The organism is Neptuniibacter sp. (genome assembly GCF_024231755.1).
Lineage (GTDB): Bacteria > Pseudomonadota > Gammaproteobacteria > Pseudomonadales > Balneatricaceae > Neptuniibacter.
This window is the reverse complement of sequence record NZ_JAAEQH010000015.1, coordinates 1-15,728: the sequence shown is the minus strand read 5'-3', so window position 1 is coordinate 15,728 and position 15,728 is coordinate 1. Positions and strand designations below refer to the sequence as shown.

10 protein-coding genes are annotated in these 15,728 nt (G+C 46.0%); 4 read left to right on the top strand and 6 right to left on the bottom strand.

Annotation, left to right across the window (positions count from 1 at the left end; all coding sequences use genetic code 11):
* Positions 1-238: 238 nt before the first annotated feature.
* Positions 239-925 (top strand): hypothetical protein, encoded by a 687-nt coding sequence (locus GY843_RS00500; RefSeq protein ID WP_297305758.1) that lies wholly within the window; start codon positions 239-241, stop codon positions 923-925.
* A gap of 9 nt (positions 926-934) precedes the next feature.
* Here the strand turns inward: GY843_RS00500 and GY843_RS00495 are convergent, their stop codons facing one another.
* A complete protein-coding gene (locus tag GY843_RS00495; RefSeq protein ID WP_297305757.1) occupies positions 935-1,429 on the bottom strand; it encodes an MOSC domain-containing protein in 495 nt (164 codons plus the stop codon).
* Between the two features lie 18 nt (positions 1,430-1,447).
* The gene (locus tag GY843_RS00490; RefSeq protein WP_297305756.1) at positions 1,448-1,891 is read right to left on the bottom strand and encodes a hypothetical protein; all 444 of its coding nucleotides are present in this window, start codon (positions 1,889-1,891) and stop codon (positions 1,448-1,450) included.
* Positions 1,892-2,159: 268 nt separating this feature from the next.
* Here GY843_RS00490 and GY843_RS00485 point away from each other — a divergent pair, with 268 nt between their 5' ends.
* The 3 genes from GY843_RS00485 to GY843_RS00475 all read left to right on the top strand — a co-directional run bounded on the left by GY843_RS00485 (position 2,160) and on the right by GY843_RS00475 (position 4,905).
* Entirely contained in the window at positions 2,160-2,864 is a 705-nt protein-coding gene (locus GY843_RS00485) for a TIR domain-containing protein (protein ID WP_297305755.1), read from the top strand.
* Between the two features lie 34 nt (positions 2,865-2,898).
* Complete coding sequence (locus GY843_RS00480; protein ID WP_297305754.1) at positions 2,899-3,276, top strand: DUF4160 domain-containing protein; 378 nt, start codon at positions 2,899-2,901, stop codon at positions 3,274-3,276.
* A 696-nt stretch (positions 3,277-3,972) separates the two neighbouring features.
* Positions 3,973-4,905, top strand: coding sequence for a DUF6602 domain-containing protein (locus tag GY843_RS00475; RefSeq protein WP_297305753.1), 933 nt, complete (start codon positions 3,973-3,975; stop codon positions 4,903-4,905).
* Positions 4,906-5,364: 459 nt separating this feature from the next.
* On the opposite strand, the gene GY843_RS00470 is transcribed toward GY843_RS00475, so the two are convergent.
* From GY843_RS00470 to GY843_RS00455, 4 genes are all read right to left on the bottom strand, one after another.
* Entirely contained in the window at positions 5,365-8,814 is a 3,450-nt protein-coding gene (locus GY843_RS00470) for an SbcC/MukB-like Walker B domain-containing protein (protein WP_297305752.1), read from the bottom strand.
* A complete protein-coding gene (locus GY843_RS00465) occupies positions 8,811-9,542 on the bottom strand; it encodes a DUF4194 domain-containing protein (protein ID WP_297305751.1) in 732 nt (243 codons plus the stop codon). The genes GY843_RS00470 and GY843_RS00465 overlap by 4 nt, the downstream gene beginning before the upstream one ends.
* Entirely contained in the window at positions 9,532-10,965 is a 1,434-nt protein-coding gene (locus GY843_RS00460) for a Wadjet anti-phage system protein JetA family protein (RefSeq protein ID WP_297305750.1), read from the bottom strand. Before GY843_RS00460 ends, GY843_RS00465 begins: the two co-directional genes overlap by 11 nt.
* Positions 10,966-11,151: 186 nt before the next feature.
* On the bottom strand, positions 11,152-15,728 hold a 4,577-nt coding region (locus tag GY843_RS00455), incomplete at its 5' end, for a VWA domain-containing protein (RefSeq protein WP_297305749.1).

The following is a 15,728-nucleotide window of genomic DNA, read 5'->3' as shown; positions in this document are numbered from 1 at the left end:
CAGGCATGCTGGTTGCCTGTCGAAAATCATTAACAAAGTGATTCAGTTGCTCTGTAAGCCCCGTAGGGTGGGTTCTAAAACGACCATCTACTTTGTCAGTCAGCTTGAAAAGGTCTCGACATTTCACTGCGCTGACTTTCGCGTATCTGGTCGCTTTATAACCCACTGAAAAAGTATGAGACTTATTCGTAGGTTCCTTATGGTTAAACCGATAACAGTTATTTTTTGAAGGCGTCTTGTGATCATCCCTGTTCTGCCCACTCTCAACACCCGCGATCAGTGGATGGAATTCTGCCGCCGAGAAGCGCCTTACTGTTTCGTTGAACAGCCGGAATGCTTACTCGACTTTCAGTCTACCTTTCTAAAAATCACCCTGCTGCCTAAAGGCACGCTTATCCACGACAGTATCAAATACAGTCTGGGTTCGCGTATCAGCATGGAGCCGGTATGGCGTTTGATCAAAGCCTGTAACTGGGATTTGCACGCCATTATTCAGGGTATGGAACAGATGGATTTTGGCAGTAACGTGCGGGATAACTCTCTGCTGAAAGTGCATACCGATCTGACCGTAAGAAAATATTTCAGCCGCGAGAAACATATCGTCGCACCGCATAGCATTGGCCTGTTAAAACCTCTTTCAGCTCAACCAGACGTTTGGGATAGTCACGCGCTAAGCTGTCTGATCAGCAACCAGCAGTTTAAAGACCTGCGCAATGAGCAGAAAGCGCTATCACACGGCAAAGTGTTTGGTGGTTCTCCTCCACCATCGCTGCCAGAGATTCAGATGATTTTGCTTGATCCTGTAGAGCAGTGTATTGGCCAGCCACATAAAGGGCGCTTGCATATATTCAGGGGCAAACAGCCTTTTATCAGCCTGATCCCTGAACTGAAATGGCCTGAGCCGCGCCTGAAGAAAAAAGCTTAACTCCGCCCATCAGCTAATCACGGGCGATAAGCTATCACCTAAGCGAATCTCGCCAGACTCAAGAATACGCGCGCACAATCCACCGTATCCCAACATCGCAGCAGCACCGCCCTGCCCTAAGGTTTGATTCATTCGGTTACAAGGATGACAAAGTGCAGTCGCCTCAAACAGAGCTCCACCAATACGAAACTGCTGATGCCTAAGTGCATTCAGGTTAATTCCACTCACCACCAGATTTCTGCGCAGCAGCGCAGGTTGAATCTGCCCCAACCCCGTGTAGGTACCGATAATATGGATAAATTCTGTAGAGATTAGCGTGACCTGCCGCCCCGAATCAGGGGTTTTATAACAACGGTGATCACCCTCTAAACCCAACCGGGCAATCGCCTGTACCGATTCAACACTACGCATCTCCTGCTTATGACCGGGACGCAGCCCAATCCATTGCAACTGGCCTTCAGGCAGGTCTTTAAGATAACGGGCAAAGAGGGTTTTCTGGGTCATTGGTCACTCAGCAGCAGTTCAATCAATATCGTAACGGGCTGAGAGTTTGATATGCAGCGCTTCGATTGGTTCATTTCCAGCAACCTGCGCATTATGACCATGAACCTGGTCATCAAAATCTTCTTCTGGCTGCAGATAGTCCTGCGCAACAAACATATCACCGGCACTGAAATCCCTCTGCTCACCACTGCGTAAACCAACTCTTAACGTACCGGAACGGATGATGATCAGTGTAGGGTCACCCGCCATATGCCAATCACTTTTGTAATCAGACCTGCTGAATCGATGGCGAAAGTTTTCTGCTTCTATTCTTGGAGTAATAAACAGGCCGCTGTAGTCATCAAGGGTGAGCTCTTTTTCACTGAAAATCGAAGCACCAGTTTGATTGGTGGCCGCATTAATCGGCGAAGCCAGAATAGTTAGTTTGATGGTGTGGGAGCCTATCCCCTTACTTTCCTGCATACTTTTTCTCGCCTAGGTGAAGTGATATTGAAGCAGATCTAATGCTGTAATTCTGAACAGTGTTTAATTCATCAATGGGTTGTGCAAGGATATACGGACAATTTTGTAACTTTCTCCATGATGGAGAAAGCCTCAGACAAGGAAAGTTTATGCAACTCAAAGATCTAACCATCTTTCTCAATATTTTCCGCTGTGATATATGCTCAGATTATCGTAATTAATTGTGTCGATCTGTCTAGATATTTAACTGTTAGCTGCAGGAGAAAGAATGGAATACGGTTCAATAAATTGGAATAGATTGGCTGATTCAATTCGTCAGGCAAGGCTTGATCGAGGAATGTCGGTTAATGAGCTTTCAAGGGTAGCTAACATGAGTCGAGCGACCTTATCCCGCATAGAAAGGGGGTATCAAGTTTCGCCGCCAAAGCTATATTCTGTTCTAACCGCTCTCGAAATAGATATAAATGAATATCATATTGCTATCCCCGAAAGGAAGAAAAATGATATTGATTCCGTACGTAGCCAGAGTAAGCGAAAAAAAGTATTTATTAGCTACAGCCATCAAGATAAGAAGTATTTAGAAAGGCTGCTTGTTCATCTAAAACCCCTTGAGAAAAAAGAACTAATTGATGCTTGGGTTGACACTCAGTTAATGGCTGGCGACAGGTGGAAGAAGGAAATTGAAAAAGCTCTAACCAGCGCTAAGGCAGCCGTCTTGTTGGTGAGTGCAGATTTTTTGGCTTCTGATTTTATCGTGGATAATGAGCTCCCCCCACTTCTTCAAAAAGCTAATAGCGAGGGCGCTACAATTATCCCCGTTATTCTGAAGCCATGCCGTTTTACCAGAGATGTCAATCTAAATGAGTTTCAAGCAATTAATTCTCCTGATGAACCGGTTGGATTACTTGATGAAGTTGAGCGTGAAATGGTATTTGACGCCGTATCTCAGAGAATAGAGGAATTATTTAAGTAATGTCACAGCTAACAAGCGCGTCAATGGATGATATATGAGCCTTGAAGAAGAATTTAAAGAGCTGCAAAGGCTTTTTGCGCAAACAGACTCGCTGACCGAGCAGACCTGTTCTTCAGGCAGTGGTTTCATGGAAATTCTCTTAATAAAGAGAAAAAACATGAAAATTAAAATATACCAAGAAAAAGGTCACCACCTCCCACATATTCATATTGACTATGGTAGGCAGCATCATGCTGCAAGTTACGCAATTGAATCAGGCGAGAGAATTGAAGGGGACTTGCCTAAAAGGTATGACAGTGATGTATCTAGCTGGCTTGATAGGAATCGGGAGACAGTTTTACAGATCTGGAATGCTTTACAGACTGGCTCAGAGCACAAACATTTATTGGAAGAATTAGCCGGTGACGTGTAACAAAAACATCAAAAGTCGCCCTACGGGCTTGGACAGCCAAAGCACTGCTTTGTCTGCCCTTTATGTTGGGCGTTAGAGCTTATGACTTATTACGGATCGGACCCAAAAAACATCTTTGAATCGAATGAGGGAGTTAATCCGTCAATTTCTGTTCGCGTCGTGATTGATGAATCGTCGTCGTTTCGTAGCTGGGACAGAACTAAATTCACATTTAAAATTGACCCTTTGGAGTCCGATTTAGAAGCTGACAATTATCCTATACTGACTGCATTCTATAAGCCTGTAGAGTGTGAAATCCAAGTTGAAAGAATCGATAAGAAGGGTGTGTGTGCGGGTCAGTGCTTGGCGGCCAAGACTTTCAGCGAGTTAATAGCATTGGTTCCAGATGCGCGGTCTATATACATAGCAAATGTCGAACAAAAACACACTCTACAAATTATCGAACGAGCATTAGTGTCCTCGCTCACAATAGTACTTGATAACATTTCTGATCCTGGGCCTCTGATTAAGGGGCTCTTGGGTGCAGGCTGTAGAAGGATAAGGCCTTTCCGTGAAAAGCAGTCTTCATATGTGGGGCTAAAGGCGGAGATTAAATGAGAATTAGCTCTAACAAGACAACGCACACGGATAAAACAATCGCTGCGCGCCTTTTTTTCGGTGATTGCAGCGTTATGTGTATTCAGAGTGTTAATTAATATGGAAGTATTTGATAGCTATTATCAAGCAATAATGGCTCGTGTTGAGTCAGAAGTGCACGCTATAAATGGGATGTTTGATCATCAAGGAGTAAAGGGTGTCGGCAATGAGTCAGTACTCATTGATCTATTATGTAACTTTCTTCCTAAAAAGTACGGGGTTGGCACTGGAATTGTAGTCGACAAATCTGGCACTCAAAGTAAACAGTGCGATATTGTCATCTTTGATGCTGTGAATTACCCAGAAATATTTTCCCTAACTAGCGCAAAGTTTTTCCCGGTGGACTTTGTATACGCAACAATCGAGGTTAAAACAACTCTTGATAGCACTAAAACAAAAGATGCAATAGCGAACATCCGCTCAGCTCAATCCTTAGAATATATAAAAGAAGAATTTCGTCATCCTATAACTGAGCCATTTACCGAAATAAAAGCAGATACGCCGCTTTTTCTTACAAAATCAACAACGCCACCTTTAGGGCTTATCTTCGCCTATTCCTCCACAACTTCAAATTTCGATACATTTTCAGGCTGGTTTGACCCAAGTTCTGATGATATCGGGCCAACCCACCTATTCGCTCTTGATCAAGGTTTATTGGTTGACCACCCAAAGAAAGGAATTATCAAATTACTGATGCCGTTTGTAAAAAATGATGCCTATATAAATAGTAAGGACTTGGAACTTATTAAAAAGAATAATAAAGAATGGGCAGAAGTTGAGGGTAGGCTTATGCCATTCTCCACGATTGCAGGTGAGAAGGTGGCTGTTGATCAGGCTAAAGTTTTATTACAGTTTCTTGTAATGCTAGCGGAGCTTCTTAATCAAAAATCACTAAGCCCAAATATTAAGGTTTATAAAAACTATATCAGTGAAGCAAATCGTACATTCTTTACACTTTCTGAAGACGGAGAGCTGGGAAGTTTTATCCTATAAACACATAATAAGATGCTCAGGAAAAACTCAGAAAACCCGGGGTCAGGTCTCCCATTTCCCAACCTGAACCTAAACTATGGCACCACACAATTCCCATCTGTGCAGCCGAGCACTGCAGGGTTTAATCGATAAAGGGCGAAGCCTGTTTGAGACTTCGAAGAAGTCGAGTTCTACAGCCCCGATTAAACCTGAAGCGCACAGGGTAGTTGGCGAAGCCAACCAAACAGTTGGGTCGGCTTTGGGGTGCAGGGGTATTTGCCGAAACAAATACCCCTGCTCGCTTTCGGCGAAACGAAGACTAACATCTAAAGAGATGTGTTTCAGACACAATATCTAAAGAGATGTGTTTCAGACACAATATCTACGTGCCATAGGCGCCTACTAACACTTGTAGTTGGTTCAAGGTTCAAAAGAAAAGGCGCCGAAGCGCCTTTCACCAAAAACAAGAAAGCTAAACCCTTAAACCGGCTCCAACATCTCATCCTCTTCTACTCGTTCAGCATCTTCCGCCTCCATCTCAGCCATCAGCTTCAACGGATTATCTGAATTCAGCAACTCCCTACCCTTCTGCGTAGGAAACTCAACATCCAGATCCACGACACGGCCATCACGGCATACATTGATGATGGTATCCATGCAGGAGCTGAGTAGAGAGTACTTCTCATCGGGTGCAGCAATAATTGTCTGCAAACCCAGGTCACTCATAAAGCCAAGCGAGGTTACTGTATTCTCGGAGTCCAGTTTGTTGAACGCCTCATCGAATACGGACAGGCTCATACCACCTAAAGGCTGACCATCACTGCCTTCACGCAGACGGTAGGTTGCACCCATTGCTGCAGCAATCGCCACATAGAATGGTACCTGGTGCTCACCACCGGAACCGGTTTTGATACGCTGAGACAGAGTCGTCTTGCGGTTACCGTCCAGATCTTTAACGACCAGCTCGAAGTTATAGAAGTTTCGGTAATCCTGCAGCAGGCTGCTTTCACCTTCATCTTTCAGCACTTCATGGATTTTCGCCAGGGCGTCCTGATGCGGTTTGTCGTTATCAAACTTAAGATCGAAAAGTGAGCCCACATTCGCAGAATCGATCTGTGTATAAGCTTCAACCAGTTCCAAGATATCTTTCAATTCCGGGTTTGGCATCATCTCAAAGCTGTACATCTCTTTGTGGAACGGACGCCCTTTAAGATGCTGGTTCAGCTCACGGATCATATCCTTGATCTTGTTGATCTGGTCGTTCAGGTGCGCCACGAAGTCAGAACGGAATGCGGTCTCAGCTTCCTGACGGGCACGTTCTGCTTTCTGGCTGTAGTTAGCCAGTTCAGACTCTTGTAGCGCCTGAACCGTATCATCGACAAAGGATGAAAGCTCTTCGTGGGTAGAATCCGGAGTAATCTTATCCAGTTGCTGATGGCTCAGACCACCACCGTGGTATTTCGCACGGTATTGCGCTACACCATCACGTACCGCGTTTTTCTTCTTCTCATGCAGGGATAGCTCAGACTGAGCCTTCTTCGCTGCTTCAAATATGATTCGTTCCAGCTCGCCAGAGCAGGACTCATCAAGGTAATCGCGTTTTTCCTGAGCAGACTGTGCATCAAACTCAGCTTTCTCTTCACAAACAGTACGCGCAGCAGAGTGTTCTTCCAGTTCCTGGTCGTACACTTCCAGAGCAGCGTTGTCTTTGATGATAGAGGTACGTACTTTCTGCAACTTATCCATCAGGCTACGCTGCATCTGCTCGGCTTCTTTCTGGTCAGCCACAAAATCAGCGATACGCTGTTGGATGCCTGTATCGTCCTGATTACGTAGATCAGTGATTGCCTGACGCTGACCATCAATCTCAGTCGTCAGCTGTTCACGCTGGTTAACCAGATCAAATACACGCTCATTGATGTTATCCAGACCATTATTCAACGTGATCAGAGCATCACGCAGTTTTTCCAATGAATCGTGATTTTTACCCAGTTCAGTAAACTCGTTAACCAGCTGATCAACCTGTTTACCCTGCATAGCCGCCTGATCGGAACGGCGGCGAATACCCATGATTGGCTGGAGTTCATTAATCGAGGTAGTTGAGCCTTCTGTCTGCAACATGCAGTCATAAGTCAAGGCGCGTTCCTGACGCAGTAGTTCATTTTCTGTTTCAACCGCCATCACGCCGCCCAGGGCACGGTTCATAAACGCGCGGGCATGATCATTATCGGTATCGATAAAGTGCGCCAGAGAGCCTGCTTTATAACGATTAAGCCACTCACCGGATTTGGTGGTGTTAACAATACGGCAGCCTTTCAGATGACGACCTTTACGACGGTAAAGCGTGATCGCTTCTTTAACCCGATCCGGATCAACAATTAACGCTTCACGACGAGCGCCAAGGAAAGACTCAATCGCAATACGCCATTTGTCATCGTTGATATCAGCCAGCTCACAGATCGGTGTGGATTCAATGCCATAGTCCTGCAGTAGCTCCATCAGTTCACGGGTATTACGACGAACTGGAGCACGGCCCTGCTTCAGTGCTTCCACGGCACTTTTCTGATTTTGGATATCTGAGCGCAGTTCGTTGATGCGGATAACTGAGTGTTCGTAACGACGTGCAACTTCACGACGTACGCCTTCCACCTGAAGCTTCAGGTTTTCGAGAACGTTGTCTACTTCAACCGGAGATTGCGGCCAAAGATCAGCCATAATGTCCTGACCCGCACGCCACTGTTCAACACACTGCTGAACCACAGGCACGAACTTTTCTGGTAGCAGATCGGCATTATCAGCAAAACCTACTGTGGTGCGCATCAAGCTATACACGCCTTGAATACGCTCTTTCACCACATTCACTTCATGAGTCTTAGCAGCAATAGAGGATTCTAGCGCTTTAACTTTATGCGCCGAATCAGAAGTATTCAGCTCGGCACGCGCATCTGCCAGGCTCTGCATGATCTGGTTAAGCTCTTCGCTTTTAGCTTCCAGCTCTTTCTGCAGAGTTTCTTCTTTTTCCTGATTATCTTCAAGACGTTCAGCCGCATCTTCTTTACGCAGATCCGCATTTTCAAAGCGGGTCTCATGTACAACCCATTCGTATTCAGCCGCATTTTTCACGTTGCGCTGAATACCGTTGCAAAGCTCCTGAACTTTTTCTAGTTCACCGATACGGTTAGCCACTTCACGGGTTTTAGTCTCCATTAAGCGGTATTCGTCCAGAGACTTACGGAAAGCGCCAACGTGGACAATATTCTCATCCAGTACAAATTCACGGATAAAGCGCGTTGGGCTATCAATCGGCACAAACTTCAGTGCGTTCTTGAAGTTTTTAACGAACTTATCGTCATCATTCGGCATCTGCTCGTCATAACTCAGACGAGTTACCAGCTCACGGACAAAGCGACTGGAACGTTTCTCCAGAATCATATCCGGGCACTGCTTCATCAGATTGTCGCGTACTTCAGTCCAGGCTTTAGGCAGACGGCCAGCACCCTGTTTATCTGTAAAGTCATCCAGAGATACTGAGCAATCTGGCAGGATAAAACGCCCTAGTACATCTTCGTCAGCAGATGCCGTGGATGCACTGATCGCTACACCTACTGTGGTTTCTTTTGCTGTTTCAGTATCGAAGAAGCTCAATGCCAGATAACAGAGAGAATCGTGACGGGCGGTATTTTTCTTACCATCATCATCCAGAAAGCCCAGACAGTATGTACGCAGGCTACGCTCACTCTTCTCTCCAGCAGAGGCGTTAAAGCTAAGGTGGCGCTTATTACCACCCATCAATACAGTTTGGATCGCATCCAACAGAGAGGATTTACCGGAACCGTTAGGGCCAACTACCGCAACGTTACCTTTAATAGGGATTTCAACGGCACCCAGAACATACCAGTTAACCAGGATAATTCGGTTTAGCTGTTTCATTCTGCAGTTACCTCTTCCGCTGCAACATTTTCAGTCTCATTCACTGCAACACTGTTTTCTTCATTCTCTTGCTGCTCTTCTTCAGCGTCATCAGCAGTCACTTCTGCCTGATCTACCGCTTCATCCAGCATCGCTTCGATCTGCTCTTCAGGATCGCAGAGTGCTTCAAGTTGGCGGATATAATCTTCAACCACCACCTGACGGATAACCGGATTGATCTTCAACGGGATATTCTTCGGGTCCATCTCATCAGCTTTACCACGCTCTATCACACCGTGACGGGAGAACAGAGAAAGGATCTCTTTCAAACGCGTTTCATTCGGGATCTCTTTGCCTGTCAGATTCTCGTATAGAGTCAGCAGATCATCCGTGCTGGTATAGGCCTGCCCTGCTTCAACCTCAAAGCTTTCCAACTTTTGTTCATACTGCTGGCGTACACACAGTAGCAACAGCGATTCATCAAGACGCAAACGCATAAAGCGCTCTTCGCCTTTAGGCAGAATCCCCATGTAAGCTTCATCTGGCTGATGTACAAACGTCCAGCCAATCGCTTCAAACAGGTTTGTAAAATAGTCCACATGGGAAGCAACCAGGAAGTAACTTTCACGATGACCTGGGCGTTCCGCATAGAGGAACTGGTTGGTCAGCAGCTGATTTGCCGCACGATTAAAATCGCTGGCCTGATATTGATCGCTGCGACCGATAATTTTCTGTAGGTCACCTAACATTTGAAACTTCCTTTGCTTGATCTTTTCTAGTTATCACGAAGTCACGACACTCAACCATGTCGGCCACACTGATATATGTTTCCTGAAGTTGTACTTCGTATTTTTCAGCTGTTTTGCGCGCCTTTTTACCCAGCGAGTTCAAATGACGGATATAACTGAAACAGATGTAATCTTCGATGGTTTCGATACTGAAGTCAGAAGCATTAACCTGTTCACGCCCAATCAGGTGACGCTCCAAATAAGCTTCAATTCGGTCAACTTTAACGGTACGTCGATCTTTATGTTCTTTAAATAAACGACGCAGTTCCAGAACCTTTGGATCGATCTCTTGCTTTGTGATCACGGTTGGTTCAGCAGGCGTACGGCGCTTAACTGGAGAGCGCACACTACCCGGCGCAATAAAGCCAACGGTTTCCAGGCTACGGATGCGCGGAATCTCACGTCCATCCTTCTGCGAGATTTCTGCGATCACACGGGATAGGCGTGATGCCATGCCCGGTGTGGTTTTATCCATGTAGCGAACCGTATCAGATACCCTTTTCTCAAGGCGGTAACGGAAATCATCAATGGTCGCCAGGCGCTGATCCACTGACTCAAAGATACGGATAATACGGTTGATATGTTTGTGTACCCTAGCTTCCGCATCATGGATGTCGGTTTCAAACTGCTGCTGATAATGCTCAACCAACTGATTCAGTTTGATGGTATCGAACTGCAGTTCACGCAGCATGGAAAGAATCTGCTGACGGAAACGGAATGGGTTATTTTTGGTTTTCAGAGTTTTGTAATCTGAAACCAGAATATGCTCTACGAAGCGATCAAAGAAGCTGCGAACAATCTCTTGCGGATTATTGGTCTGCGACAGAGTAATCTTCAACTCTCGCAGGCCCAGCATCATATCGGTCAGGTGTGCACTGAAGTCTGCCGCAGTCTGAGCGGCTTCGGACAGGGTAATACCACGGCCTTGCGGATCATTAATCGCAGCTTCCAGGGAACTCAATACGTTAAGGACTGCTCCACCGTAACTGCGCTTTTCCAGATTTGCGATAGAAACCAGTGTTCTTAACAGGAAACTATTGGCTGGAGACAACAGCACATAGGTGCGGTAGATCCGCTGTTCCTCTTCTAACCAACCTGTCTTAACCAGGCGGCGATAGATTCGACTGGTATATTCAGCCGTAGAACGCGGCAGTTCTTGCTGTTCCTCTTCCGAGTCATCTTCTTCCGGTTCCCAGCGACGAACACCGAGACGGATCACCGCTCCTTCAATTGTGGAACGCACCAGATCCTTTGGCACAAACGGGTCAACCAGATCTTCATCGAAAAACAGGTCGGCCAGCGAAAGCAGTACAGCCTGATAAACCTGTTTATTCTGCCCGGATAGGGGCATAAATAAGTTATCAGGGAGTTTGTTAAACAGCATTAAGCGTTAATCCGCAGCTAAATAATCCAAATATAAGCGTTCGATTCTAGCGGAAAAACAGTAGTGGGATAAGGGGTAAATTATCACTCTATGGAAGCATTTTTTATCCCTTTGAATCCAGAGGATTTTAGACACAAAAAAAGCACCCCAAAGGGTGCTTTTTATAATCGATTAAGCAATTAGTGATTAATTACCGTCATCGATATGGTCGTTAGCCAGCAAGTTATTCAACAATGCTTGCGCGTCGGTATCGTTAGACACTGACAAGTTCTGAACATCAACAGTCTGTACAACATCAGATGTAGAGTTAGTGATCTGCAACTGCAGATGACCACCATTCTCTACCGCACCGATGGAGTACTCTGGGTCAACCAGAACATCCGACAGATCCAGAACATCACCTTCAGCTGTGTTGAAGTCTGTCACAACATCAGCATATGGAGATGCTGTAGTGCCTAGGTCAGACTGATTCCAGACAAACAGATCGCCACCGTCACCACCAGTCAGGATATCGTTACCCGCCAGACCACTAATGCTTTCGTTAGCATCAGTACCTGTCAGAGTATCATCACCTGCAGTACCGGTAATCTTGTTGAACTCTGGGCTAAAGTTAATATTGATGTTCAATAGAACTGTATCCAGAGTATCGCCATCACTATCTGTGATGGAGACATTCACAACCTCTGTTACATCCAGTCCACCAAGAGTCGTTGACTTATAGGTGTAACCGCCAGTTTCAAAATCCAACGTGAAGATACCATGGGCACCCTGCACATCCTGAACTGGGTTCGCAGAATCATAATTAACCGTTATAGCACCAATCGTTACTTCAGAAATTCGACCACCGTCAGCACCATATTCAATGATTGCATTACCGGTCACATCTTCAAGCAAACTACCCTCAGTGAATACGCCAGCCGTCTCAGTAACAGCTGCCTCCAAGTCATTGATATCACTAATGTTCACCGCATCAGCAGATACCAGATTCTCACCATTATCCGCAAGATGCGTGATATCAGAAAGAACAGAACTTGTATTGACACTGTAGCTAAACAGCTTGTCAATCGATCCACCGGTTACGAAATCACCCCAAGGGTTATTTGCTGGGTTCGTAATACCGGTATAAGCATTGAAGTCGGTCTCATATGCATCATATGTATTACCGTCACCGAAGAAGTACAGAACATTCTGATCTGCATCAGGCTGGTTGCCACTGTAGGAACCTTCAACCATTTCACGCAGGCCTTGCTCGATATCCGTACCACTAGTACCCGTCTGGTAAGTGTAGTTATACGAGGAATCAACCCAACCCGTGTTGGTATTGTTATTACCCCAGAACTCAACAATGTTCAGATTTACGTTACCCAGAGCCTCATATTCAGCAACCAAAGCCTCAACAGCTTCTTTAGCCAACTCACGATCGGCATTATTCATACTGCTTGACATATCAATGATAAATGCCAAGTTCGTGGTTACAGGCTCGATAGTGAGATCAACAGTCTGCTGCTGTGCAATAGGCGCATCATCATGGATTGTAATATCCAGGTCAGCCGTAGCCGCACTACCACCAAACTGATTTGCCACTGTGTAAGTGAAGCTATCAACCAAAGTATCAGTAGTACCGTCTACCACCATTTCTGGACCACTAATTGTGAAGTTATCAATCCTCAGATCTTCGTTGTTAGCATCACTGTTTACTTGGATTTCAACAGTAATCTCTCCGTTCTGATCGAGAACAACATCAACACTTCGTGAACCCGAAGCTTCACCATTATTGATTGTATAAGTGGTTGAACCTGCTGTTAGGACAGCACTATCGTCGCTCTCCCATGACCCTGGAGTTTGCACTGTAAATTCAATAGTGACGGTTTGACCCGCGTAAGCATCACCGTAACTAAACGTTTTAGTCGCAGTATCTCCATTACCATCAATACGCAAACCATCACTACCACCGTCAATAATGATGTTGGTACCCGTCCAACCATCAAATCCGCTATTAAAGTCATCGGAATCCAGAGTGATTGTGTTACCACTAGGCGTATATGTAGCATGGTCCACAGCATTCAACAGGTTGTAGGTATAAGCCCCCGTTGTCTTATTAACAACCAGAGTATTACCTTCTGCCGTTGTGACTGTAATAGTGTTGCCACTTTCAACCGTTGTACCACCAACGATGGTCACATTAGTCAGGGAGAAGCCTGCTGGGATAGTGTCATCACTTAGGATGTTGCCTGTAGCAGTTTCACCGTTACCTGCACTATTAGTACCGGTAGACATATCTGCTTCGTATACAGCGTTACTATTGGATACCAGCTCTGCAGTTGGCGGTATCTCACGCTCAACATTCAGATTCACACTACCTGTAGAGATATCGCCATCGTTATCCTGTAGGGAGAATAGGAAGGTATCGGTAATAGATCCAGTCAGTGTTGCATCAGGAGTATAGCTGTAATCTCCATCCGCCATATCAACCGTTAGCATACCTCCGTTAGATGTTTCTACCGTGAAGCTACTACCAGTCACAACAACGTTATCACCAGCTACGCTGTTATCAGTCAAAGTAGTACCGTCATAAGTGAAGGTAATGACTTTAGTACCCGCTCCATCAGGAACAGTTACGTCGATAGAGGTCACATGTCCATCACCATCAGCACCAAAGCCACCAGTTGCAAGAGAACCGAACAAGTTACCCACTGTAGGCTGAATGATAGTCTGCAGCAGAGTGTCGGTTAGATCCGAACCCGCAGCTGTAGCATCAAGTGCTGGACGTTCTGCACCATCAGCGCCATTGTAAGCAATCGGTTCAAGCTCACTTACATCTGCACCAGCGAAACCAACAGCGTAGGAATCAATATCGTTAGTGGTAAGGAATGCTTCCCAATCCGCACGCTCCCCAGCATCAATACCCACAGTACCGGTGTTTTCACCAGGATTGTTTGGATCACCAATAGTACCGTTATCATTTACCCAGGCAGTTGGTTCACCATCGGACAGGAAGTATGAAACATTGTTAGCCCCATCAATCTTGCCATCTTCAGCAAATGCAGTTTCTGCCTTAGCAAGCGCATCATCATAGTTTGTCCAGCCATCCATATCGCTATCAGTTAAGCCATCGATGAAATCAATAGCATCACTCGCGCTGATCCAACCGCCATCATCACGGACAGATGCGCTAGTTGCGAAGGATACAATCTGAACAAGCACATCACCGGTATCTTCGTAAGCCTGCAGCATCTCTGTTACCGCAGCCTTCATAGCTGTTAATTCAGCTCCAGCCATACTTCCGGAGAAATCCAGAACAAGCATTACGTTAACCTGAGAAACAGGTACGGTAATAGTGTCGTTGATATCACCACTGATAGGCATATCATCTTCAATATTAACGATGAAGCTGCCTGTATCTGCTGGGTTAGCACCATCAGATACACTTACACCAAACTGAAGTGCCAACACATCTTCATTACTGTTTTCTGGGTGATCAACAGGCGCTTTAAGTTCAACCGTGTAATTAGCACTGTGAGAACCGTTGCTGCTGCTCACTGCACCTAAAGTAATGGTAGCAACTTCAACACTACCGGCTGTACCTGTAAGTACGCCATTCACCCCTGCATTAGCATCCCATGACCAAGTGACATCGACACCATCAGACTTGATAGTTGTTGCTGGGCCGCTAAGCGCAATTGTGAAGTCAGTACCTGAATTGTCAGCATCAGTGAAGTTCAGTGTACCCGTAGCGTCTACATCATCAGTAGTATCCGCAGGTGAGATCTCATTATCTGAACCAGTCGTATCAGCCAAGCCTCCAAACAGGCCCTCTTCCGATACTGCCAGATTCTGAAGGTTCAGAATGTCTGGAGCGTCATCATCATCCAGAATAGTTGTTACTACTGGATCACCAATCTCAACACTCTCGAATCCACCGTTGGTAGCACTCTGAATTTCAACACGGAAGTCTTCATCAGGTTCAACAACAGAGTCGTTGGTAGTGTTCACCGTAATGGTGATTTCATTACCAAGCGCATCACGCGGAACTGTATCACCCGCTTTGATCGTTACCGTCTGAGTCACTGCGGTAAAGTCATTAGAATCAGCTTCACCTGCGATGTAACCGGTCACTACCACTACATCCATGTCTTCAACAGGCGCAGTATCAACACTAATGCTATATGTCGCTGGCTGACCCTCGATAACTGTGCTTGGGCCAAAGATAGATACTGTTGCACCTACATCTGGCTCTTCCGGTGGATCAGTTGGATCAGATGCATCTGTGATAGTAGTCGTTACATCACCTTCGTACGCTACATTCTCGTAAGTCGCATCTTCACTCCAGGAACCGTCTGCCAGTCCCAGGCTGAAGGTTTCACCGCTATCTGCCAGGGCATCGTCTGCTGAAGTAATGGTGAACTCAGTGCCCACAGTTTCTGTACGAGACGCTGCAGAGTTGTAGTCGGCTGTGCTAGCTGTATCGCCTGCATCACCTACGTTAACAGTCACTGTACCACCTGGCTGATCGCCAGCGGCTAGAGGGTTGCCCGCTGCATCAACGGCTAGGACAACATAAGTTGCTGTGATATCCGCTGTACCCGCATCGTTCTGCTCTGCGATGGTGTTGGCATCTGTCAGCGTGCCATCTTCCAGTTTCGCGAACAGTTTCAGGGTTACGCCTGTGTCTGGCTCTTCCGGTGGATCAGTTGGATCCGATGCATCGGTAATAGTAGTCGTTACATCACCTTCGTACGCTACATTCTCGTACGTTGCATCTT

Bases quoted from the DNA above. Each gene is read 5' to 3' on its own strand.
- GY843_RS00495 (WP_297305757.1), bottom strand. From the start codon at position 1,429: ATGACCCAGAAAACCCTCTTTGCCCGTTATCTTAAAGACCTGCCTGAA.
- GY843_RS00490 (WP_297305756.1), bottom strand. From the start codon at position 1,891: ATGCAGGAAAGTAAGGGGATAGGCTCCCACACCATCAAACTAACTATT.
- GY843_RS00485 (WP_297305755.1), top strand. From the start codon at position 2,160: ATGGAATACGGTTCAATAAATTGGAATAGATTGGCTGATTCAATTCGT.
- GY843_RS00480 (WP_297305754.1), top strand. From the start codon at position 2,899: ATGAGCCTTGAAGAAGAATTTAAAGAGCTGCAAAGGCTTTTTGCGCAA.
- GY843_RS00475 (WP_297305753.1), top strand. From the start codon at position 3,973: ATGGAAGTATTTGATAGCTATTATCAAGCAATAATGGCTCGTGTTGAG.
- GY843_RS00470 (WP_297305752.1), bottom strand. From the start codon at position 8,814: ATGAAACAGCTAAACCGAATTATCCTGGTTAACTGGTATGTTCTGGGT.
- GY843_RS00465 (WP_297305751.1), bottom strand. From the start codon at position 9,542: ATGTTAGGTGACCTACAGAAAATTATCGGTCGCAGCGATCAATATCAG.
- GY843_RS00460 (WP_297305750.1), bottom strand. From the start codon at position 10,965: ATGCTGTTTAACAAACTCCCTGATAACTTATTTATGCCCCTATCCGGG.